Consider the following 22,227-nt stretch of genomic DNA (forward strand, 5'->3'; position numbering starts at 1 on the left):
ATGAATGGTTCAACTAAAATTTTACTCTGTGTAACAGGTGGAATTGCCGTCTACAAATCGGTAGCGCTCGTCAGCAAACTGACACAAGCAGGTGCAGAAGTGCGGGTCATCATGTCCGAATCTGCTATGCAATTTGTTCAGCCTCTGACATTCCAAGCGATGTCTCGCAACGACGTTTATTTTGATACATTTGATGAAAAAGATTCTCGTGTCATTGCACATATTGATTTAGCGGACTGGGCAGACCTTGTCGTCGTTGCTCCAGCAACAGCCAATGTCATTGGAAAGTATGCAAATGGTATCGCAGATGACATGATTACGACGACACTTCTTGCTACAACGAAAGATGTGTGGATGGCACCGGCAATGAACGTACATATGTATGACCATCCGGCCGTGCAACAAAATATCGCCACTCTATACAAACGTGGGATTCGCTTTATCGAACCTTCAGAGGGGTATTTAGCATGTGGCTATGTAGGGAAAGGTCGTTTAGAAGAGCCTGAAAAAATTACAGAACTGATCATGAACCGCCACAGTAAGCCAATGCCTCTTTCCGGAAAACAAGTCGTTGTCACTGCCGGACCAACGAGAGAACGCATTGACCCTGTACGCTACGTTTCCAATTTTTCAACTGGGAAAATGGGGTTTGCCATGGCAAAAGCGGCAGCAGAACTTGGGGCACATGTCACGTTGATTGCGGGTCCCGTAGCTTTAGACACGCCACCTGGTGTCATTCGGGTTGATGTAGAAAGCGCCGCAGAGATGTTAGAAGCGGTTGAGAATCGTTTTAGCACTGCAGACCTGTTGATTAAGACCGCTGCTGTCGCAGATTACAAACCGAAGCACCCAGCTGATCAAAAAGTGAAGAAGCAGCAGGGCGATACATCACTAGAGATGGAGCGCACGGCAGATATCCTAGCTACTATGGGAGCAGCAAAAAGGCATCAGGTCATCGTTGGATTTGCAGCAGAGACGAATGACGTGGAAGCCTACGCAGACGCCAAACGACAAAAGAAAAATGCGGACTATATTATTGCAAACGATGTGACGCAACCAGGAGTAGGCTTTGGAACAGATACTAATAAAGTAGTGTTATTTTCAAGTGAAGGGAAAGTAGATTTCCCGATGCTACCGAAAGACCAACTTGCTTCTGAACTTCTCCAGCATATTGTGAAGCAGGAGGGATGGCACTAGTGATTGCTCGTGTCATCGTGGATGTTTCCACGGCAGCGATCGACCGACCCTTTGATTACCGGGTACCGGAACACTTGGAAGCCTTCGTGCAACCGGGCATTCGAGTTCATGTACCATTTGGTCCTCGGAAAGTTCAAGGATTCGTTGTTGGTATAGCAGACACTACAGACGTGGATACAAAGAAACTGAAGCCTATTGAGTCGGTCATTGATTTAGAGCCAGTATTGACAGAAGAAATGCTAGAGCTTGCGAACTGGCTGAAAGACGATACTCTTTGTTTTTATAATGACGCCTTGCAAGTCATGATTCCTGCAGCTCTTCGGGCGACGTATTCAAAAATCATTCAAATCAGACAACCTGAACTTGTCTCAGAAGCGTTTCGACGTCATCTCTCAAAAGACCACGAAGTGGATTTCACGGTTCTTGAGAAAGAGGGTTTGATTGCCGAACTGAAACGTCACTTGGATACTTCAAATGCCGTGATTGAAAATCGAATTCGCCAGAAAGCCAAACCAAAACTCCAGACTGTTTATGAAGTCATTCAGCCGAATGCAGAACTCTCTGGAAACGCTAAAAAACAAGCAGCAGTACTGGAGTGGATTCAGCGTTCAGGAAAAGAGCGCTTTACTCTAGCAGAACTGCAGCAAGAAGTGTCGGTGACAGCAGCTGTATTGGAAGCTCTAGTTGATAAAGAAATCTTGCAAAAGACACGCCAAGAAGTATACAGAGAAATTGAACTATTAGCGGATACATCTGTCGATAAAGTAGTGGAATTGACACCAGTCCAGCAGTCCGTTCTTCAGCAAATTGAAGAAGCACAAGACGAGTTGAAGAGTGATGTATTTCTTCTTCACGGAATTACCGGGAGCGGTAAGACGGAAATTTACCTCCATGCAATTGAACATGCTCTTGCATTAGGAAAAGAAGCGATCATGCTGGTACCAGAGATTGCCTTGACGCCTCAAATGGTGACTCGTTTCAAAATGCGCTTTGGTGATCAAGTTGCAGTACTCCATAGCGGTCTATCCATCGGTGAAAAGTACGATGAATGGCGCAAAATCCATCGTCACGAAGTGCGAGTGGTGGTCGGAGCACGTTCCGCTATTTTCGCGCCTTTTGAAAATGTGGGATTGATCATCTTAGATGAAGAACACGAATCGTCCTACAAACAAGAGGATTCGCCACGCTACCATGCGCGAGAAGTTGCCAAGTGGCGTGCGACGTACGCTAAGTGCCCCGTGATTTTGGGAAGTGCCACCCCTTCCATCGAGTCGTATGCTCGAGCGAAGAAAGGGGTCTATACGCTTTTAGAATTGCCAAGTAGAGCAAATGCTAAAGAACTGCCCCCAGTGGATCTGATTGATATGAGAGAACAGCTCAAAGGCGGAAACCGGTCCATGTTCAGTATCGAGCTGATTGATGCCATTAGAAATCGACTACAAAAGAAAGAACAGATTGTTCTCTTCTTGAATAAACGAGGCTTCTCTTCGTTTGTGCTTTGCAGGGACTGCGGGACAACGGTGCAGTGCCCGAACTGTGATATTTCACTGACCTATCACCGGATGGGAGAAGCATTGCGTTGTCATTATTGTGGCTATGAAGAACAAGTGCCGACCCAGTGTCCGCATTGTGAAAGTGAACATATTCGATTCTTTGGTACGGGAACTCAAAAGGTAGAAGAAGAAATTACACGTCTCTTCCCAGAAACACGAACACTTCGGATGGATGTGGATACGACTCGGACAAAAGGCGCGCATGAGCGCATTTTGCACCATTTTGGGAACCACCAAGCAGATATTTTATTAGGAACTCAAATGATTGCGAAAGGTCTCGATTTTCCAGACGTCACGTTAGTTGGTGTATTAAATGCGGATACTTCACTACACCTTGCGGACTTCCGAGCAGCAGAAAAGACGTTCCAGTTGATCACTCAAGTCAGTGGTCGCGCTGGTCGTCACGAAAAGGAAGGACACGTCATCGTGCAGACATACGACCCAGAACATTATGCGCTGACTTGTGCGCAGACGCATGATTACGTAGGATTTTACACGCAAGAAATGCAAGTCCGAAAAGTGTATCAGTATCCTCCGTTTTACTATTTGACTCACTTACAGATCAGTCATCCAGATGTCCTCGCGACTTCTGAATATGCCACTCGAGTAGCAGATTGGTTACGTGAACGTCTATCTCCAACCACAGCAGTCATAGGACCGACTGCATCAGCCATCAGTCGCATCCAAGATCGCTACCGTTATCAGTGTATGATCAAATACAAACAAGAACCTAGGTTAACAGAGACTCTCCACCAACTGTTGAAACTGGCACGAACAGATTGGGAGAAACAAGGCGTGCGCATCTCTATTGATTTGCATCCGTCTACGATTGTATAGAAATGAGGAATACCCATGACAATTTTAAAAATAATAACTCACCCAAATGATATTTTGACAACTCCTGCTAAAGAAGTAACAAAGTTTGATTCAAAACTTGCTCAGCTCCTTGACGATATGTATGACACGATGGTCGCAGCAGACGGAATCGGTCTTGCGGCACCTCAAGTTGGTGTATCTAAACGAGTGGCTATTGTGGATCTAGGCGAAGGGCAAGATGTGATTGAAATGATCAATCCAGTAGTTGTTGCCATTGGCGGGAAAGAAGTTGAGGTGGAAGGTTGCCTTAGTTTCCCAGATATCTACGGTGAAGTAGAGCGTCCCTTCTACGTGAAAATTGAAGCAGAAGACCGTGACGGCAACTTATATGAATTAGAAGCAGAAGACTATGAAGCAAGAGCCATCCAACATGAAATCGATCATTTGAATGGAATTCTCTTCACTTCAAAAATCATCCGCTATGTGACACCAGATGAGTTCATGGAGGAGGAAGAGGAAGAGCTATGACCAAAATCGTATTTATGGGAACACCTGCGTTCTCAGCACCGATCCTTTCCATGCTTGTCAAAGAAGGCTATGATGTAGCAGCTGTCGTCACACAACTGGATCGTCCTGTAGGACGTAAGAAAGTAATGACCCCACCACCAGTGAAAGAGCAAGCACTCATTCACGGAATCGAAGTATTACAGCCTGAAAAGTTAAAGGGTAGTGAAGAGTGGGAACGACTTCAAGCAATCAATCCAGACCTAATCGTAACGGCTGCTTTTGGGCAATTGCTTCCACAAGAAGTTTTGGATTTGCCACAACTGGGCGCTATCAACGTGCACGCTTCACTCCTTCCTAAATACAGAGGAGGGGCACCGATTCACCAAGCCGTGATTGATGGAGAACCTACAACAGGTGTGACCATCATGTACATGGAAAAGAAATTAGATGCAGGAGATATCATTTCTCAAGTCGAACTTCCTATCGAGGACACAGACACGACAGGTACGCTCTTTGATAAACTGAGTGCTGCCGGAACGGAACTATTAAAAGAAACGCTTCCATCTATCGTAAATGGTACAAATCCTCGCTCACCTCAAGATGAGCAGCTTGTAACATTTGCGCGCAATATTTCAAGGGAACAGGAACGTCTCGACTGGACGAAATCAGCTCGTGACCTGTGGAATCAAGTTCGTGGACTGTCTCCATGGCCAGGTGCGTATACTACTTTTCAAGAGACAGTAGTAAAAATCTGGGCTGCGACGCCAGTGGACGGAAAGCAAGGAGCCACTCCAGGTGAAATTATCGCAACGAACGGAGTCTTTCAAGTTCAAACTGGAGACGGCAAAGCGTTAGAAATTCAAGAGTTACAACCTGCTGGAAAGAAAAAACTCTCTATTGAAGAATTTCTTAGAGGTGTCGGGCAGAGCTATAGAGTGGGAGATAAATTTGAATGAAGAAAAAATCAATAGGTAATCCTCGTGACGCAGCTCTTCATGTTTTACTTGAAGTAGACAAGAATCAGGCATACAGTAATCTGTTGCTGTCCAAGCATTTAAAACAACATAAAATTGCACCAGTCGATCGTGGCTTGATGACGGAGTTAACGTATGGTACGTTGCAACACAAAATGACGTTAGACTATTATTTAAAGCCTTTTGTTAAAGGCAAGATTGAGCCCTGGGTTCAGTGGTTGCTTCGAATGGCCATTTATCAAATCACCTACTTGGACCGAATTCCGGACCATGCAGTAGTGAACGAGTCTGTACAGCTCGCTAAACTTCATGGACACAAAGGCGTTTCGGGGCTTGTTAATGGCGTACTTCGTTCTTATCTTCGAAAAGGACCTCCAAGTCTTGATGGAATTAAAGATCCGGTTGACCGACTTTCTATCGAGAGCAGTCACCCTCGCTGGATGATTGACAACTGGGTCGCAGCATTTGGATTTGAAAAAGCAGAAAAGATTGCGCATCAGAACAATGTGGCACCCCCACAGACAGTTCGCGTTAACACTCATAAGATTTCAGTAGATGAGGCAATTCAAGCTCTTGAACAAGAAGGATTCCAAGTGAGACGCGGGCTTCTTCCGGAAAGCTTGCACCTTTCTGGAAAAGTAGCAGCAGGTTCCGAGTTATTTGCAACAGGAGGACTGACAATTCAAGATGAAAGCTCTATGATGCCTGCACATGCTCTGGGTCTACGGGAAGGTTTGAACATACTCGACATGTGTGCTGCCCCTGGAGGCAAGACAACTCATATTGCGCAGTTGATGAACGATACGGGCGAGATTACTGCGCTTGATCTTCACGAGCATAAAATGAAGCTGATTCATGACAATGCAGACCGTTTAGGTTTTCACACGATTACTACGATTGTGTCTGACGCAAGAAAAGCAACAGAATCACTTGAACAGAAGCAGTTTGACCGGATACTAGTAGACGCTCCTTGTAGTGGTTACGGGGTCATTCGGAGAAAGCCGGATATGAAGTATTCAAAACAACCAGCAGATGCGGAAAGACTTGCTACGATTCAGCTTGATATATTAGAAGAGGCCTATAACTTACTTGCGCCAGGTGGCGTCCTAGTCTATAGTACGTGTACTATCGAGCCAACTGAAAACCAGGAAGTGGTGAGTTCTTTCTTGAAGCTTCATCCGGATCTTTCTGAACAAGCTCTTCCTGACTTTTTACACCAGTTGCCTCACGCAGCCACAAGTCCGGGTCTGCAAGTTCTACCTTATGAAGACGGAGATGGGTTTTATTTAGCAGCATTACTTAAAGCGGATACCAAGGGGTGACATAATGGAGTTTATTCATCGCACGGATATTGGGAAGAAACGTGCTATTAATGAAGATTATTTAGATGTAGTGGAAAAAGAGCAGGGAATGGTATTAGCTGTTTTGGCAGATGGAATGGGTGGTCATAACGCAGGGGATGTGGCTAGTGAACTAGCCGTACGATTCCTGGTCGACCGTTTTCATAAATCCAAGCTACATCTTACAAGTGATTCGAACGCGGTATCTTCATGGTTAAAAGAAGCCTATGAAGGAGCAAACGAGCGAATCAGCACTATCGCAGAATCAGATCCCAGCTGTAAAGGGATGGGGACTACTTTGATTGCCGCCGTTTTCCAAAACAATAAAGTGACGTTTGCTCATATTGGAGACAGCCGCGTCTATTTGTATTCCAAAGGAGAAATCAATCCATTGACTAAAGATCACTCTTACGTCAATGTGCTGTTAGACTCTGGAGAAATCAATGAAGAGCAGGCACGGACACATCCACGGAAAAATATGTTGATGAAAGCAATTGGTACGGAAATTTCAATCGATCCTGATATTTTGACTGTGTCTCTTCGAGCTGAAGAATATATGTTGATTTGTTCCGATGGCTTAAGCAACATGGTATCGGCTGAGCAAATGGTCCATGTCTTGCAGTCGGAGGCGTCGCTGCAGGCCAAAGTGGAAACCTTTATAGAACTTGCAAACGAACAAGGTGGGGAAGATAATATTTCACTGATTATCAGCCGAGTAAGGGCAGGTGAATAACCATGTTAATTGGAAAACGCATCAGCGGCCGCTATAAACTTGAGAAGCATATAGGCGGAGGCGGGATGTCCAATGTATATCAAGCCCATGACATGATTTTGGACCGAGACGTGGCCATCAAAATCTTACGCTATGATTTTTCAAGTGAAGAGGACATGCACAGACGATTCCAGAGGGAAGCCCTTTCTGTCACATCATTGACTCACGACAATATCGTTACCATTTATGATGTCGGAGAAGATGGCGATATCCATTACATTGTTATGGAACACGTCAAAGGGAAAACTCTCAAAGAATACATAGCAGAACATGCTCCTGTATCACCAGCTAAAGCCGTTCAAATTATGAAGCAGCTGCTATCTGCAATTGAACACGCTCACGACCATCACATCATTCACCGAGACATCAAGCCGCAAAACATTTTACTTGATGAGGAAGGCAATGTGAAAGTTACCGATTTTGGGATTGCGATGGCTTTATCCGCAACTTCCTTCACTCAGACCAACTCGGTCCTTGGTACCGTCCACTATCTTTCTCCTGAACAGGCAAGAGGGGGGACGGCAACTCGTAAATCGGATATCTATGCGCTTGGAATTGTATTGTTCGAATTGCTTACCGGTCAACTGCCTTTTAAAGGCGAATCTGCAGTCTCAATCGCATTGAAGCATCTTCAGGCTGAGACTCCATCAGTACGAGCTATCAATCCAGCAATTCCGCAGAGCTTAGAGAATGTAGTGCTCCGTGCAACTGCGAAAAAACCAGAAGACCGGTATGCGTCTGTTAAAGAAATGCACGAGCATTTGGTCCAGTCCCTACACCCGGACCGGATGAACGAAGAAAAATATATGCCAAGTGTAGATGACGATGCAACAAAAGTGATGCCTGTCATCAAACAACCAATCCCAGTCGATTCATTAGCTGAGACAAGAAAATTAAGTGACGCTCCAGAACCACAAACAAAACCGAAAAAGAAAAAGAAGAGAACGGGACTCATCATCGCATCTATCATCGGGGCTCTCTTGTTGATTGGCTTACTTGTAGTTGTGGCATTTCCTGGACTCTTTAAACCAGACAAAGTGGCCGTTCCAGATGTCACGAACATGACGGTAGAAGAAGCAACTGAAGAACTTGAGGCAAATGGCTTTGTAGTGGGCGATGTCCGTGAAGATTTTTCAGAAGAAGTTGAACAAGATCGAATCATTCGAACGACACCGGAAGCTGGCAGGATGCGCGATTTAGAAACAGAGGTCACTTTGTTAGTCTCGCAAGGTCCGGAACTTGTGGAAATGAATGACTATGTAGGAAGAAGTGTGGAGCAAGTACGTCCGCTCGTTGCTGATCAATTCAAATCACTGACGGAAAATGAAGAGTTCTCAGAACAACCAGCTGGAACGATTCTCGCTCAACAGCCCGAAGCTGGAGAAGCAGTGAATCCGGTTGATACAGATCTTGTGCTGACAGTGAGTAAAGGACCTGATCTGAGAGAAGTTCAAGATTTAAAAGGCTACAATAAGCGAGCGTTAGATGCATACGCGGAATCTTCGGGGTTTGTAATCAATTCTTCAGCAACTGAAAACTCTTCAGAAGTTCCAGCAGGAGAAGTAATCCGTCAAGACCCAGCTGCAGGAACAAGGTTGAAGCCAGGAAGCACCGTCACAGTAGTTCTCTCATCGGGTCCACAAGCAGCGGCAACGAAGCTTTACGTAGTCAGTGTGGAGATTCCGTACGAACAGCCTGAAGAAGGGCAAGAAGCGGAACCGAAGAATGTAAAAATCTTTGTTCAAGATAAAACCCGAACTTTAGCTGAACCAATTGAAGAATTTGAAATTACGGAAACCGTGACGCGTCGCTTGCAATTAGAAATTGTAGAAGGTACACAAGGTGCCTATCGTATCGAAATAGACAATGTAGTCGTAGAGCAAGAAACAATCGATTACAAAGAATTACCGTAAAGGAGGAATGGGATGCCGACAGGACAAATTCGTAAAGCGTTAAGTGGATTTTATTATGTCTACGACCAAGGAGAACTCATTCAAACAAGAGCTCGAGGTGTTTTTAGGAAGCGCGGTCAGTCGCCACTCGTAGGCGACTTCGTGACATATACTTTTGATGGAGAAAATGATGGAGTGGTAACAGAAATCGCTGAACGGAAAAATGAACTCGTTCGTCCGCCTATTGCCAATGTGGACCAGGCGCTACTCGTGTTTTCTGCTACGGAGCCAGATTTTAACGTTCATTTACTAGACCGTTTTATTACTGTGATTGAAGGCTACGCTGTTGATCCGGTTATTATCATTACCAAGATGGATCTACTGTCTCCTGAACAAGAAGCTGGAGTACGCCAGGAAGCTCTGTATTATGAGAAAATTGGATATTCTGTCATCTATACGAGTATAGGGGATGCAGATTTAACACAACAGCTTAATCCTATGCTTGTTGATCAAGTGAGCGTCCTGGCCGGTCAATCTGGAGTTGGTAAGTCGACAATGTTGAATACGTTGTTACCCGAGCTTGCCTTAAAGACAGGTGAGATCTCGATGGCATTAGGCCGTGGAAAACACACGACTCGACATGTAGAATTGATTGAAGTCGGTGGAGGGTTACTTGCTGATACACCCGGTTTTAGTACATTCGAACTTGACCACATCGAAAAAGAAGAATTGGGCTCTTGTTTCATAGAGATGCGTGAGCTGTCCTGTAAATTTAGAGGGTGTCTCCATCTGAAAGAGCCAGGATGCGCTGTGAAAGAAGCTGTCGAAGAACAGACAATTGCACAACACCGATACGATCATTACCTACAATTTTTACAAGAAATCATGGACAGAAAGCCGAGGTACTAACAATGGTAAAAGTAGCACCATCAATTTTAGCAGCAGATTTTGCAAACCTTCAAAGTGAGATTGAATTAGTGGAGCGTGCGGGAGCCGATTGGATCCATGTGGATGTTATGGATGGCCATTTTGTTCCGAACATCACAATGGGTGCGTTAGTCGTAGATGCTATCCGTCCACATACTAAACTACCGTTAGATGTTCATTTGATGATTGAACAACCAGACCAGTATATTGAATCGTTTGCAAAGGCTGGGGCCGATATCATTACGGTTCATGTAGAAGCTTGCCGTCATTTACACCGGACGCTGCATTATATTAAGTCTTTCGGACTTCAATGCGGTGTCGTATTGAACCCGCATACACCTATTTCAACAATTGAACACGTGCTAGAAGATGTAGATGTAGTATTGTTCATGACAGTCAACCCAGGTTTTGGAGGTCAGTCATTTATTCCAGCTGTCCTTGAAAAAGTGAAAGCGTTAGCAGAACTTAAAGAACAACGTGGTTTGAGTTTTGAGATTGAGATTGACGGCGGCGTCAACAAGGATACTGTGAAAGACTGTGCAGCTGCTGGTGCAACAGTCGTTGTAGCTGGGTCTGCAATCTACGGCGCAGCTGATAAAGGACAAGCCTTGCAACAAATCAAGGAAGCGTAAGTATGCATATCGGGATTTGTGCAGGGGGACCTCGACAAGAAATTTCAACAATGATCACAGCTGATTTTTGGATAGCAGCTGACAGTGGTGCCATTCACTTGCTTGAAGTGGGTATTGAACCGGATATGATCATTGGAGATATGGACTCGATTTCCGACCTAGCTAGGGCCGAGTGGGCCACACGTTTGAATCAAGCAATTGTATTGCCTGCTGAGAAAGACGAGACCGATACGCAGCTTGCTCTAGAAAAAGCAGTTCAACAACAGCCTGATCGTGTGACGCTACATGGCGTGACAGGAGGAAGGCTGGATCATTATCAAGCTGTCCTTCATGACGTCGCCTCTTACCAACAACGGTATCCAAAAATACAATTTGAAATTGTAAATGAGACGAACCGCTTACGCTTTCTCTTACCAGGTACAACGAATCTTCAGAAGGATTGTTATACGTACTGTTCATTTTTTGCTTGGCACCAAGACGTAGAAGGTTTGACACTTGAAGGATTCAAATACCCTGTAGTACAAGATACTATCGCAATGCGTTCCTCTCGATTTACAAGTAATGAGATTTTGTCGGTTGCGGGGTCTATCACATTTTCCTCGGGCATATGTTTAACTATACAGAGTCGCGAGGAAAGTGGGGATTAAATGAGAGTTATTACATTTCAGTTGCCTGCAGCTGTTACAAAGGTATTGCGTTTGTTCTTTCGGGATCAAAAGTCAACGAAGAAAAACCGCCATTAGGCGGTTTTTTGTTTGGAGTAAAGAAAAAACCACAGCATCTCCAAAGAGAGCTGTGGTTCTTTTAAAAAAGAAGAGCGAATTATACGCGCTCCACTTTTCCTGATTTTAATGCACGAGCAGAAACCCATACGCGTTTTGGTTTACCATCTACAAGAATACGAACTTTTTGTAAGTTAGCACCCCACGTACGCTTAGAAGCGTTCATAGCGTGTGAACGGCTGTTTCCAGTACGAGCTTTGCGTCCTGTAATAACACATTGTTTAGGCATACTAATTCCCTCCTCACAACAAGAAGCTATGCTTATTGTTTTACTTCGTTATTTCACATACTTTAGTAATTTACCACACTTTATTTCAGTTCGCAAGTGTTATCAAGAAAAATTCCTTTACAGCTCTTTAAGAAATCGTTTCTTTTCATGCCCTGCAACCTATAGTACAATGAAAGGTAGTCACTTTGACTGTAGGAGGGAACTAGCAATGTCAATTGAAATTAAAAATGACTTTGGGCAGATCGAGATCTCACAAGATGCAATAGCACAGATTGCGGGTGGAGCTGCCATTGAGTGTTACGGCATCGTAGGAATGTCATCCAAACATCAAGTAAAAGATGGACTCGCTGATATTTTAAGAAAAGAAAACTTTGCAAAAGGTGTGCTCGTTCGCGAAGTGGACGGAAAAGTGCATATCGATATGTACATTATTGTAAGCTATGGGACGAAAATCTCTGAAATCGCTTATCAAGTTCAATCTAAAGTAAAATATACGCTAGGAAAATCATTAGGCATGGCTGTTGAATCGGTGAATGTCTATGTGCAAGGCGTTCGCGTCGCGACAATGTAAGGGAGAGAACACAATGAAAACGATCAATGGTATTCAATTTGCTGAAATGGTTCAAATGGGTGCACACCATCTGGCTCAAAATGCAGCGTATGTAGATGCACTGAATGTGTTTCCAGTCCCTGATGGAGATACGGGGACGAACATGAATTTATCGATGACATCAGGTGCAGCTGAGACCGCAAAAGGAACTTCTGAGCACCTTGGAAAAACAGCTCAATCATTAGCAAAAGGTTTGTTAATGGGAGCTCGCGGAAACTCTGGCGTTATTTTATCTCAACTATTTAGAGGCTTTGGAAAATCAGTAGAAGGCCATGCGGAACTGACAGCAGAGCAATTTGCAGCAGGACTTCAATATGGTGTAGATACTGCTTACAAAGCCGTTATGAAACCAGTTGAAGGTACAATTCTAACTGTTGCAAAAGATGCAGCTAAAAAAGCAGTAGAAGCAGCTAAAGAAGTTGATGCGATCGATGAACTCATGACATTGACACTTGAAGAAGCAAAAGCTTCTCTTAAGCGCACTCCAGACTTACTTCCAGTATTAAAAGAAGTAGGCGTAGTAGATAGCGGTGGTCAAGGACTTGTTTATGTTTATGAAGGGTTCCTTGCGTCACTTAAAGGGGAAGAACTTCCTGAAAAAACAGTAGCTTCTTCAATGGATGAGATGGTCAGCGCAGAGCACCATATGGCAATCCAAGGCTTCATGGATACAGCGGATATTGAGTTCGGTTTCTGTACAGAATTCATGGTTCGTCTGGATGAATCTAAAAAAGCATTCGACGAAGGCGATTTCCGAAATGATTTAAGTGCATTCGGAGATTCTCTTCTAGTTATTTCAGATGATGAAGTGGCAAAGATCCACATTCACTCCGAACAACCAGGAGAAGTGCTTTCTTATGGTCAACAATACGGTGACTTGATTAAAATCAAGATTGAAAATATGCGTGAACAGCATACGGATATTGTAGGGGAACAACCAAAAAAAGCTAAGAAAACGAAACATCCTTATGCGGTTGTCACAGTAGCAATGGGTTCTGGCGTCAGTGAAATGTTAAAGAGCTTAGGAGCATCTGCAGTTATTGAAGGCGGCCAAACGATGAATCCTTCTACGGAAGATATCGTCAAAGCGATTGAAGAGGTCGGTGCAGAACGCGTCTTGATTTTGCCAAATAACAAAAACATCATCATGGCGGCAGAGCAAGCTGCAGAGCTTCTTGAAATCGAAGCAGCTGTAGTTCCAACGAAAACGGTTCCTCAAGGTATGGCGGCAGTATTAGCGTTTAATCCTGAAGCATCCGTTGAAGAGAACCAAAAGGCGATGACTTCGGCATTCGCTCACGTGAAAACGGGACAAATCACTCATGCGGTCCGTGATACTTCCATTGACGGTGTGGAAATTGCTAAAGACGACTTCATGTCGATTTCTGAAGGTAAAATTATTTTGGCTACGAAAGATCTAGATGAAGCAGCTAAAGAACTTCTAGCTTCTATGATTGATGAAGATGCGGAATTGTTAACGATTCTTTACGGAGAAGACACAACAGAAGATCATGCACAATCATTAGCTGAATGGGTTGAAGAAACGTATCCAGATGTAGAAGTGGAAGTCTATAATGGCAAGCAGCCGTTATATCCTTACATTCTTTCAGTAGAATAAAAGAAACTGAGTCTGAATCCAGTAAAGGGAGTTTCTCGTCATGGGAAACTCCCTTTTGTGTGTTCTATTGTGTGCAGGGGAAGCGTTCCGCAGGCGCGGGCTGAGCCTCGGTCTCAGCTTCCGCTTTTTATCCCGCTGGAGTCACCCCTGCACACTTTAAATATAGTCCTCTTTTATTTCATTTGTTTAGATAAAGGTGTTACGTTGCAGCCACTTTACTTTAGAGCTAGAACTAAAAGCGTTTTCATAGTAAGATGGTAAGGATAAAGGTTTGGGGGAATCGAGTATGAAGTTTAAATCTGTTTTTGATATTATTGGACCCGTAATGATAGGTCCATCCTCTTCACATACAGCGGGAGCCGCAAGAATTGGACGAATAGCACGGGATTTATTTGGGAAACAACCTACATGGGCTCGCATACATTTATATGGTTCGTTCGCGGAGACTTATAAGGGACATGGCACGGACGTTGCAATTGTCGGGGGTCTCCTTGATTACGATACAGATGATGAACGCATCAAGACGGCTTTTGAAGAAGCAGCGCAAGTTGGAATGACTTATGAATTTATTCCGGAGACTGCGCATACAGAACACCCGAATACAGCTCGCATTGTATTGGGTGACGACAAACAAGAAATGTCGATCGTCGGAATTTCAATTGGGGGCGGAAAAGTAGAACTTGTTGAGCTTAATGGTTTTCCTTTACGACTCTCAGGCGGTCACGCGGCGATTTTAGTAGTACATGATGACCGTTCTGGATGTATTGCTTCTGTTGCGAGTTGTTTAGCGGAGCAACAGATCAATATTGGTCATATGGAAGTTTCTCGTAAAGAGAAAGGCAATATGGCACTTATGGTCATTGAAGTCGACCAGACGGTTAGTCAAGAGGTACTCGAGCAGATTGCTGCTCTTCCAAATATTATTCAAGTCACACGAATTGCAGAATAGGAGGGGTTCAAATGGAAGTATTATTTCGTAATGTCCGCGAGCTAGTAGAACGGGCAGAGTCTGAAAATAAATTGATTTCCGAGATCATGATCGAGCAAGAGATGCTCATCACGGATCGTTCAAGAGAAGATATCATGAAGCAAATGGATCGCAACTTGACCGTAATGGAAGAAGCGGTCGAAAAGGGTCTCCAAGGAGTTCGCTCAACTTCTGGATTAACAGGTGGAGATGCGGTCCTCATTCAAAACTACATGAAAAAAGGCAATACACTTTCAGGGGAACTTTTACTTGATGCTGTCAGTAAGGCAGTAGCTACTAATGAAGTGAACGCAGCTATGGGGACGATTTGCGCAACACCTACTGCAGGTTCTGCAGGTGTCGTACCGGGGACTTTGTTTGCGGTCATCCATAAACTGAACCCAACTCGTGAGCAGATGATTAACTACCTGTTCACTTCAGGAGCATTTGGCTTTGTGGTGGCGAATAATGCCTCAATCTCAGGCGCAGCTGGAGGTTGTCAAGCAGAAGTCGGTTCTGCGGCTGGTATGGCGGCGGCTGCTATTACTGAAATGGCAGGTGGAACACCACAACAATGTTCGGAAGCATTTGCCATCACATTAAAAAACATGTTAGGTCTCGTCTGTGATCCGGTTGCGGGTCTAGTAGAAGTACCGTGTGTTAAACGGAATGCAATGGGAGCAGCCAATGCTCTTGTAGCTGCAGATATGGCTCTAGCAGGAGTTACTAGCCGAATTCCATGTGATGAAGTCATCGATGCGATGTACAAAATCGGTCAAACCATGCCAACTGCTCTCAAAGAGACTGCACAAGGTGGCTTGGCTGCAACACCAACAGGTCGTTGGCTCGAAGCGAAAATCTTTGGCGGAGCTGTGGTCGGCCGTGAACAATAGTACCCTTTCCCAACCTATCTCGATTTTAAAAGGTGTAGGAAAAGCAACAACTGAAGCACTGCAAGAACTGGGCATCTCCACTTTGGAAGATGTCCTGTTCACATTTCCAACAAGGCATGAAGATTTTCGTCTTAAAGATTTGACGATGACCGAGCACAATGAGCGGGTGACAGTGGAAGGACGAATTGAGAGTGAGCCGACAGTTTTATATATGGGGAGAAAATCAAGGTTACAGGTCAAAGTATTAACGGGACGCCATTTGATCAAAGCTGTGTTCTTCAACCAACCGTATCTAAAAGCAAAATTGATACCAGGTGAACTTGTCTCGATTTCCGGGAAATGGGACAAAGGCAGACAAGTGATTCAAGCTTCTGCTCACCACTTAGGTCCACGAACGGATACCCATGATTTTGAACCGGTCTATGGGTTGAAGGGACGTGTCACTCAAAAAGTGTTTCGACGTCTACTAACTCAAGCGTTTGAACTGACAAAAGACGACTTGGTGGACCCCTTACCTGCTTCCGTACGTGAGTCTTATAGATTGCCGGATCTCTACCATGCACTCCAAGCCATTCACTTTCCTGAAGATGCAGAACAGACTAAACACGCCAGACGCCGCTTCGTCTATGAAGAACTGCTCCAATTCCAGTTGAAGATGCAAGCATTGAAAAAACTTCGCAAAGAAGCGAATGTAGGAAGATCGGTTTCCTATGACCAGCTGTTAATCACGAGTTTTATCAAGTCGCTCCCTTATGAATTGACAGGGGCCCAGAAACGCGCCGTCGACGAGATCTTACGAGACCTCCGTGCGCCGTACCAAATGAATCGTTTGTTACAAGGAGACGTGGGTTCTGGTAAGACAGTTGTAGCCGCTATCTCGCTAGTTGCAGCGTACAGTGCAGGAATGCAAGGTGCAATCATGGCTCCGACAGAAATCCTTGCTGAACAGCATGCGAATGCTTTTTACGAATGGTTTGCGCCACTTGGGATCCAAGTGGCACTGCTGACAGGGTCTACAAAAGCAAAAGCTCGCAGGCAAATCCTAGAAGGCTTACAGACAGGGAAAATAGACGTGGTGATAGGAACTCATGCTTTGATTCAACCGGATGTGCAATTCCAGAATCTTGGTGTCGTCGTCACAGATGAACAGCACAGGTTCGGTGTAGAGCAGCGGAGAGTGTTAAAACAAAAAGGCTTGGAACCTGATGTGCTGTTCATGACAGCAACACCGATTCCGCGAACTTTAGCTATCACAGCATTTGGAGAGATGGACGTTACGATTGTAGATGAAATGCCAGCAGGAAGAAAGCCGATAGAGACGTATTGGATGAAAGAGCAGCAGCTTCCGGCACTCCTTGCACGACTTAAAAAAGAATTGGATGCGGGACGTCAGGCGTATGTCATCTGTCCACTTATCGAAGAATCGGACAAGCTAGACCTACAAAATGTTTTAGAAATCTACCATCAATTACAGACCTACTATGAACCGCAGTATAAAGTGGAACTGATGCATGGGAAACTACCCTCTGATGAAAAAGATCAGGTCATGAGACGCTTTGCCGAAAATGACAGTCAGATCCTTGTTTCCACTACCGTGGTTGAAGTAGGGGTTAATATCCCGAACGCGACGTTCATGATGATTTTTGACGCAGAACGCTTTGGTCTTGCGCAGCTTCACCAGCTCCGTGGACGGGTAGGGCGTGGGGACCAGCAGTCGTATTGTGTACTTATTGCTGACCCGAAGACGGAAGTCGGGAAAGAACGAATGACTTCGATGACGGAGACAACAGACGGCTTTGCACTTGCAGAAAAAGATTTAGAGCTTAGAGGACCTGGGGATTTCTTTGGACGCAAACAAAGCGGGATGCCAGAATTCAAAGTCGCGGATCTTGTACACGATTACCGCGCGCTCCAGACTGCTAGAGAGGATGCAGAAAAGCTAGTTGAGAGCTGTCATTTCTGGGAGTCTGAAGAATGGGCAGTCTACAGGAATGCACTTCAGCAATCCGGTATTTTAGAAGGTCAACGAATCGATTAGAGAATGCACAGAACGAAAGAGTTCTTGCATTCTCTTTTTTGTATTTATATACTGATATTAGTACCAAGTGCTAATTGAGGTGATAACTCTGCGTTATTCTAAAAAAGATCGACAAGCCGGCTTGAAAAAAAAGCTAGAAGACAACCCGTTTATAACAGATGAGCAATTAGCTACTTCCTTTCATGTAAGTGTTCAAACGATTCGCTTGGACCGTATGGAATTATCCATTCCTGAACTACGTGAACGAATTAAACATGTGGCGACGGATCGTTTAACTACAGTGCGTTCCTTAACAGAAGATGATGTCATTGGTGAAATCATAGATCTGACTTTAGGAGAAACGGCTATTTCAATGCTAGAAATCGGACAAGACCATGTGTTCCATACACGAAATATCGCTCGAGGCCACCATTTGTTCGCTCAGGCCAATTCATTGGCTGTAGCTCTTCTAGATGACGAGCTCGCTTTAACTAAAAAAGCCACGATTCATTTCGTGAAGCAAGTGAAAAAAGGAGATCGTGTCGTAGCGAAAGCCCATGTAACGGCTCGCCATAACGAACGAAACTCTACCATTTATGTAACGAGTAAGGTACATCAAGAAGTCGTGTTCGAAGGTGAGTTTGAGATGTATCACGTGTCAAAGACAGAAGAGAAGGTGACAGAATGAAATTAGCTCTAGACGCAATGGGCGGCGACAATGCCCCTCGTGAAATTGTAGAAGGTGCCTACCGTGCACTGGATGCATTCTCAGACATTGAGATTCAACTCTATGGAATCGAATCGGAAGTTTCTCCACTTCTAAAACAGCATGACCGATTAACGTTCATTCCAACTACAGAAAAAATTGAAGCAACCGATGAACCTGTGCGTGCCATCCGTCGTAAAAAAGACGCTTCGATGGTACGAATGGCTCAAGCTGTAAAAGACGGAGAAGCAGATGCGGCCATCTCAGCAGGGAATACAGGGGCACTTATGGCATCTGGACTTTTCATTGTTGGAAGAATTCCTGGTATTGACCGTCCAGCACTTGCTCCGACCCTTCCTACGATTGATGGCAAGGGCTTTGTGATGCTCGATCTTGGTGCCAATGCAGATGCCAAACCAGAACATTTGGTTCAGTATGCGATCATGGGCTCGATATACGCACAAAATGTCCGTTCAATCGAACGTCCGAGAGTAGGACTTTTAAACATCGGAACAGAGCCGGGTAAAGGAAATGACCTGACAAAACAAACTTATAGCTTGCTTGAAGAAGCGCCAGTAAACTTTATTGGCAATGTAGAAGCTCGTGACCTATTAGACGGAGTTGCGGATGTCGTAGTAACAGACGGATTTACAGGAAACATGGTATTGAAAACGATTGAAGGAACAGCAGGAAGTCTGTTCAAGATGCTGAAAGCAACATTTATGAAGTCAACGAAAACGAAACTAGCTGCAGCTCTTGTCAAAAACGATCTGTCCGATTTGAAAGGCTTAATGGATTATACAGAATACGGAGGAGCAGGGTTATTTGGGCTCAATGCACCTGTCATTAAGGCGCATGGTTCGTCAAATGCCAACGCGATCTTCCATGCTATTCGTCAAGCGCGCACCATGGTGGAATGGAATGTCAGTGGTGTGATTGCAGAAACCATCAGAAAGGATCAATCCGAATGAAAATCGCATTTTTATTTCCAGGTCAAGGATCCCAATCAGTAGGTATGGCAAAAGATTTAGTCAACACTTACTCGAAATATGAAAAGTATTTATCAACAGCTGAAAAGTCACTTGGTTTTTCTATTTCCACTTTAATGTTTGAAGGACCGATGGAAGAGTTGACGAAAACATATAACGCACAACCAGCTTTACTGCTAAGCAGCACGATCGCAGCCTCTTTGTTAATGGAATATGGAGTGCAGCCTGAGTATCTTGCAGGTCACTCATTAGGGGAATATTCAGCTCTGGTCATGGCCGGTGCCCTATCTGTGAAAGATGGAGCAACTATCGTGCACAAGCGCGGGAAATTTATGAATGAAGCTGTTCCTGCAGGACAGGGAGCCATGGCAGCCATTCTAGGAATGGAAGCTGCGGCTCTTGAAGAAATAACCGATTCTATTACAGCTAACGGTCATCCTGTTCAAATTGCGAATTTGAACTGCCCCGGTCAAATTGTGATTTCGGGGACTGCAGAAGGCGTTCGTCTGGCGTCAGAATCTGCTAAAGAAAACGGTGCTAAACGCGCAATACCATTAGCGGTCAGTGGACCTTTCCATTCATCACTAATGCGTCCAGCATCTTCAAAGCTGGCAGTAGAACTTGCTATGATCTCAGTTAATACACCAAAAGTGCCGGTGATTGCCAATGTAACAGCACAACCAGTGACGACAGCTGAACCAATTCGTCAGTTGCTGATTGAGCAAGTGACGGCTCCAGTACGCTGGGAAGAATCCGTGCGAAAGATGATTGACCTTGGTGTTGACACATTTATTGAATGTGGGCCAGGAAATGTATTATCTGGATTAGTGAAGAAAATAGACCGTTCTGTTACAACTCTTTCTGTGCATGATTCGGAAAGTCTTGTGAAGACGATTCAGTTTGTGAAAGGGGTCTCTTGATGACTTTACAAGGAAAAACAGCCATCGTAACAGGTGGTTCTCGCGGTATCGGTAGTGCCATTGCAAAATATTTAGCTGCTAAAGGTGCTCAAGTCGTTGTCAACTATAGTGGCAGTCAAGAAAAAGCGGAGCAAGTAGTTGCAGATATTGAAGCGGCAGGTGGCAAAGCGATTGCTATAAAAGCGTCTGTATCGAATCAAGATGAAGTGACTGCACTTATTAAAGAAACAGTGGATGCGTTTGGTCGTGTAGACATTCTAGTCAACAATGCAGGAATCACGCGAGATAATCTCTTGATGCGAATGAAAGATTCCGAGTGGGATGAAGTCATTGATACGAACTTAAAAGGCGTATTTATGACAATGAAAGCTGTCACACGTCAAATGATGAAACAACGCTCTGGACGAATTATCAATATCTCGTCTATCGTTGGCGCTTCAGGGAATCCGGGTCAAGTGAACTACGTGGCAGCGAAAGCTGGTGTCATCGGGATGACCAAAACGGTGGCACTTGAACTGGCATCAAGAGGGATCACAGTGAATGCCATTGCCCCAGGTTTTATTGAAACGGAAATGACCGAACAGTTACCAGAAGACATCAAATCGGCGATGCTGGGTCAAATTCCACTTAGCCATTTTGGTAAACCAGAAGACATTGCAGCTGCAGTAGCCTTTTTAGCATCAGACGATGCCAACTATATTACGGGGCAGACGCTTCATGTGAACGGCGGAATGTATATGTAATCTAGGCAATGGCCTTGAAGTTTCGTATACTAGTGAGGGGAGGTGACATCACATGTCAACAGTATTAGAGCGCGTTACTAAAGTCATCGTAGACCGTTTAGGTGTAGATGAGAGCGAAGTGAAGATGGAAGCTTCTTTCCGTGAAGATCTAGGCGCAGATTCATTGGACGTTGTAGAACTTGTTATGGAACTTGAAGATGAGTTCGATATGGAAATTTCTGATGAGGAAGCAGAAAATATTTCAACTGTAGGTTCGGCAGTAACATACATTGAAAGCAAACTTGGTGAATAAGAGGTAACACAGCCGGTGAGACTTGTCTCTCCGGCTTTTACTTTTACTATGCAACAGCTAGAAATAGCAGTAAACTAGTAAGGATAGACCGCTAGATAGAGAAAGGCTGAGGAAAATGAAAGACCAAAAGAAAAAACCACTATATAGCCAAGAGGCAAAAAAGAAGATTGCAGATTTCCAACAGGAATCGGGCATTGTATTTGCGAATGAAAGCCTTTTATTTGAAGCATTTACGCATTCATCTTATGTGAACGAGCATCGCCGCAAATCCTTCATCGACAATGAACGGCTTGAGTTTTTAGGAGATGCAGTACTGGAATTAGCTGTTTCTCAATATTTATTTCACCGTTACCCGAAAATGACTGAGGGAGAGTTGACGAAACTTCGTGCGTCGATAGTCTGTGAACCGTCCCTTGTTCATTTGGCCAATGAGCTTCAGTTAGGAACCTTTATCTTATTAGGGAAAGGCGAAGAAAATACAGGAGGGCGCAAGCGCCCTGCTCTTCTTGCGGATGTCTTCGAAGCGTTAGTAGGAGCTATTTATCTGGATCAAGGACTCGATAAAGCAACCGAATTATTAGAACAGGTAATGTTCCCTAAAGTAGAAGTGGGTGCCTTTTCAAAAGTTACGGATTACAAGAGCCAGCTCCAAGAATTGATTCAACAAGATAATGCAGGCCAGCTAAAATACGAAATTGTGGATGAAAAAGGACCAGCACACAATCGTCTCTTTATTTCTCAGGTCTCGTTAGATGACAAACCGCTCGGTACAGGAAGTGGACGCTCCAAAAAAGAAGCGGAACAACAGGCTGCGCAGGTCGCGATTGAGAAAGTGAAGACGGAGGAATAAC

The 22,227-nt window shown here is 44.5% G+C and carries 22 protein-coding genes; 21 read left to right on the plus strand and 1 reads right to left on the minus strand.

Annotated elements, in window-relative coordinates; genetic code table 11:
- The 10 genes from coaBC to CF394_RS02170 are packed head-to-tail and all read left to right on the plus strand — an operon-like array spanning window position 1 to window position 11,257.
- Complete coding sequence (gene coaBC, locus CF394_RS02125; RefSeq protein ID WP_094941614.1) at window positions 1-1,197, plus strand: bifunctional phosphopantothenoylcysteine decarboxylase/phosphopantothenate--cysteine ligase CoaBC; 1,197 nt, start codon at window positions 1-3, stop codon at window positions 1,195-1,197.
- Window positions 1,188-3,587: a primosomal protein N' gene (gene priA / locus CF394_RS02130; RefSeq protein ID WP_243370624.1), complete on the plus strand. Its 2,400-nt coding sequence runs from the start codon at window positions 1,188-1,190 to the stop codon at window positions 3,585-3,587. Before coaBC ends, priA begins: the two co-directional genes overlap by 10 nt.
- Window positions 3,588-3,602: 15 nt before the next feature.
- Entirely contained in the window at window positions 3,603-4,094 is a 492-nt protein-coding gene (def, locus tag CF394_RS02135) for a peptide deformylase (RefSeq protein ID WP_094941616.1), read from the plus strand.
- A complete protein-coding gene (gene fmt / locus CF394_RS02140; RefSeq protein ID WP_094941617.1) occupies window positions 4,091-5,029 on the plus strand; it encodes a methionyl-tRNA formyltransferase in 939 nt (312 codons plus the stop codon). Before def ends, fmt begins: the two co-directional genes overlap by 4 nt.
- Window positions 5,026-6,369: a 16S rRNA (cytosine(967)-C(5))-methyltransferase RsmB gene (gene rsmB / locus CF394_RS02145; protein WP_094941618.1), complete on the plus strand. Its 1,344-nt coding sequence runs from the start codon at window positions 5,026-5,028 to the stop codon at window positions 6,367-6,369. The genes fmt and rsmB overlap by 4 nt, the downstream gene beginning before the upstream one ends.
- A gap of 4 nt (window positions 6,370-6,373) precedes the next feature.
- The gene (locus CF394_RS02150) at window positions 6,374-7,120 is read left to right on the plus strand and encodes a Stp1/IreP family PP2C-type Ser/Thr phosphatase (RefSeq protein WP_094941619.1); all 747 of its coding nucleotides are present in this window, start codon (window positions 6,374-6,376) and stop codon (window positions 7,118-7,120) included.
- A gap of 2 nt (window positions 7,121-7,122) precedes the next feature.
- Entirely contained in the window at window positions 7,123-9,072 is a 1,950-nt protein-coding gene (gene pknB / locus CF394_RS02155; protein ID WP_094941620.1) for a Stk1 family PASTA domain-containing Ser/Thr kinase, read from the plus strand.
- A gap of 12 nt (window positions 9,073-9,084) precedes the next feature.
- A complete protein-coding gene (rsgA, locus tag CF394_RS02160; RefSeq protein WP_094941621.1) occupies window positions 9,085-9,960 on the plus strand; it encodes a ribosome small subunit-dependent GTPase A in 876 nt (291 codons plus the stop codon).
- 2 nt (window positions 9,961-9,962) lie between these two features.
- Window positions 9,963-10,610, plus strand: a complete 648-nt coding sequence (rpe, locus tag CF394_RS02165) for a ribulose-phosphate 3-epimerase (RefSeq protein ID WP_094941622.1) — start codon at window positions 9,963-9,965, stop codon at window positions 10,608-10,610.
- A 2-nt stretch (window positions 10,611-10,612) separates the two neighbouring features.
- Window positions 10,613-11,257: a thiamine diphosphokinase gene (locus CF394_RS02170; RefSeq protein WP_094941623.1), complete on the plus strand. Its 645-nt coding sequence runs from the start codon at window positions 10,613-10,615 to the stop codon at window positions 11,255-11,257.
- A gap of 175 nt (window positions 11,258-11,432) precedes the next feature.
- Here the strand turns inward: CF394_RS02170 and rpmB are convergent, their stop codons facing one another.
- Window positions 11,433-11,621, minus strand: coding sequence for a 50S ribosomal protein L28 (gene rpmB / locus CF394_RS02175; protein ID WP_094941624.1), 189 nt, complete (start codon window positions 11,619-11,621; stop codon window positions 11,433-11,435).
- Between the two features lie 208 nt (window positions 11,622-11,829).
- Between rpmB and CF394_RS02180 the strand changes: the two genes are divergently transcribed.
- The 11 genes from CF394_RS02180 (at window position 11,830) to rnc (ending at window position 22,226) form a co-directional block, all read left to right on the plus strand.
- Window positions 11,830-12,192 carry an Asp23/Gls24 family envelope stress response protein gene (locus tag CF394_RS02180; protein WP_094941625.1) on the plus strand — a complete coding sequence of 121 codons (363 nt, stop codon included), beginning with the start codon at window positions 11,830-11,832 and terminating at the stop codon, window positions 12,190-12,192.
- Between the two features lie 13 nt (window positions 12,193-12,205).
- A complete protein-coding gene (locus CF394_RS02185; protein ID WP_094941626.1) occupies window positions 12,206-13,849 on the plus strand; it encodes a DAK2 domain-containing protein in 1,644 nt (547 codons plus the stop codon).
- A gap of 286 nt (window positions 13,850-14,135) precedes the next feature.
- Window positions 14,136-14,798: an L-serine ammonia-lyase, iron-sulfur-dependent subunit beta gene (gene sdaAB / locus CF394_RS02190; RefSeq protein ID WP_094941627.1), complete on the plus strand. Its 663-nt coding sequence runs from the start codon at window positions 14,136-14,138 to the stop codon at window positions 14,796-14,798.
- Between the two features lie 11 nt (window positions 14,799-14,809).
- Entirely contained in the window at window positions 14,810-15,709 is a 900-nt protein-coding gene (gene sdaAA, locus CF394_RS02195) for an L-serine ammonia-lyase, iron-sulfur-dependent, subunit alpha (protein WP_243370627.1), read from the plus strand.
- Entirely contained in the window at window positions 15,630-17,747 is a 2,118-nt protein-coding gene (recG, locus tag CF394_RS02200) for an ATP-dependent DNA helicase RecG (RefSeq protein ID WP_341476719.1), read from the plus strand. Before sdaAA ends, recG begins: the two co-directional genes overlap by 80 nt.
- Window positions 17,748-17,835: 88 nt before the next feature.
- Window positions 17,836-18,414 carry a transcription factor FapR gene (gene fapR / locus CF394_RS02205; protein ID WP_094941822.1) on the plus strand — a complete coding sequence of 193 codons (579 nt, stop codon included), beginning with the start codon at window positions 17,836-17,838 and terminating at the stop codon, window positions 18,412-18,414.
- Window positions 18,411-19,403, plus strand: coding sequence for a phosphate acyltransferase PlsX (gene plsX, locus CF394_RS02210; RefSeq protein WP_094941629.1), 993 nt, complete (start codon window positions 18,411-18,413; stop codon window positions 19,401-19,403). The genes fapR and plsX overlap by 4 nt, the downstream gene beginning before the upstream one ends.
- A complete protein-coding gene (gene fabD, locus CF394_RS02215) occupies window positions 19,400-20,341 on the plus strand; it encodes an ACP S-malonyltransferase (RefSeq protein WP_094941630.1) in 942 nt (313 codons plus the stop codon). The genes plsX and fabD overlap by 4 nt, the downstream gene beginning before the upstream one ends.
- On the plus strand, window positions 20,338-21,084 hold the full coding sequence (fabG, locus tag CF394_RS02220) for a 3-oxoacyl-[acyl-carrier-protein] reductase (protein WP_094941631.1): 747 nt from the start codon (window positions 20,338-20,340) through the stop codon (window positions 21,082-21,084). The genes fabD and fabG overlap by 4 nt, the downstream gene beginning before the upstream one ends.
- Window positions 21,085-21,136: 52 nt before the next feature.
- Window positions 21,137-21,376 (plus strand): acyl carrier protein, encoded by a 240-nt coding sequence (gene acpP, locus CF394_RS02225; RefSeq protein ID WP_094941632.1) that lies wholly within the window; start codon window positions 21,137-21,139, stop codon window positions 21,374-21,376.
- 115 nt (window positions 21,377-21,491) lie between these two features.
- Complete coding sequence (rnc, locus tag CF394_RS02230) at window positions 21,492-22,226, plus strand: ribonuclease III (protein ID WP_094941633.1); 735 nt, start codon at window positions 21,492-21,494, stop codon at window positions 22,224-22,226.
- Window position 22,227 lies beyond the last annotated feature (1 nt).

The organism is Tetzosporium hominis (assembly GCF_002265435.1).
Lineage (GTDB): Bacteria > Bacillota > Bacilli > Bacillales_A > Planococcaceae > Chryseomicrobium > Chryseomicrobium hominis.

What these genes read in the sequence shown, in the direction of transcription:
- coaBC (WP_094941614.1), top strand. Translation starts at nt 1, where the DNA reads ATGAATGGTTCAACTAAAATTTTACTCTGTGTAACAGGTGGAATTGCC.
- priA (WP_243370624.1), top strand. Translation starts at nt 1,188, where the DNA reads ATGGCACTAGTGATTGCTCGTGTCATCGTGGATGTTTCCACGGCAGCG.
- def (WP_094941616.1), top strand. Translation starts at nt 3,603, where the DNA reads ATGACAATTTTAAAAATAATAACTCACCCAAATGATATTTTGACAACT.
- fmt (WP_094941617.1), top strand. Translation starts at nt 4,091, where the DNA reads ATGACCAAAATCGTATTTATGGGAACACCTGCGTTCTCAGCACCGATC.
- rsmB (WP_094941618.1), top strand. Translation starts at nt 5,026, where the DNA reads ATGAAGAAAAAATCAATAGGTAATCCTCGTGACGCAGCTCTTCATGTT.
- CF394_RS02150 (WP_094941619.1), top strand. Translation starts at nt 6,374, where the DNA reads ATGGAGTTTATTCATCGCACGGATATTGGGAAGAAACGTGCTATTAAT.
- pknB (WP_094941620.1), top strand. Translation starts at nt 7,123, where the DNA reads ATGTTAATTGGAAAACGCATCAGCGGCCGCTATAAACTTGAGAAGCAT.
- rsgA (WP_094941621.1), top strand. Translation starts at nt 9,085, where the DNA reads ATGCCGACAGGACAAATTCGTAAAGCGTTAAGTGGATTTTATTATGTC.
- rpe (WP_094941622.1), top strand. Translation starts at nt 9,963, where the DNA reads ATGGTAAAAGTAGCACCATCAATTTTAGCAGCAGATTTTGCAAACCTT.
- CF394_RS02170 (WP_094941623.1), top strand. Translation starts at nt 10,613, where the DNA reads ATGCATATCGGGATTTGTGCAGGGGGACCTCGACAAGAAATTTCAACA.
- rpmB (WP_094941624.1), bottom strand. Translation starts at nt 11,621, where the DNA reads ATGCCTAAACAATGTGTTATTACAGGACGCAAAGCTCGTACTGGAAAC.
- CF394_RS02180 (WP_094941625.1), top strand. Translation starts at nt 11,830, where the DNA reads ATGTCAATTGAAATTAAAAATGACTTTGGGCAGATCGAGATCTCACAA.
- CF394_RS02185 (WP_094941626.1), top strand. Translation starts at nt 12,206, where the DNA reads ATGAAAACGATCAATGGTATTCAATTTGCTGAAATGGTTCAAATGGGT.
- sdaAB (WP_094941627.1), top strand. Translation starts at nt 14,136, where the DNA reads ATGAAGTTTAAATCTGTTTTTGATATTATTGGACCCGTAATGATAGGT.
- sdaAA (WP_243370627.1), top strand. Translation starts at nt 14,810, where the DNA reads ATGGAAGTATTATTTCGTAATGTCCGCGAGCTAGTAGAACGGGCAGAG.
- plsX (WP_094941629.1), top strand. Translation starts at nt 18,411, where the DNA reads ATGAAATTAGCTCTAGACGCAATGGGCGGCGACAATGCCCCTCGTGAA.
- fabD (WP_094941630.1), top strand. Translation starts at nt 19,400, where the DNA reads ATGAAAATCGCATTTTTATTTCCAGGTCAAGGATCCCAATCAGTAGGT.
- acpP (WP_094941632.1), top strand. Translation starts at nt 21,137, where the DNA reads ATGTCAACAGTATTAGAGCGCGTTACTAAAGTCATCGTAGACCGTTTA.
- rnc (WP_094941633.1), top strand. Translation starts at nt 21,492, where the DNA reads ATGAAAGACCAAAAGAAAAAACCACTATATAGCCAAGAGGCAAAAAAG.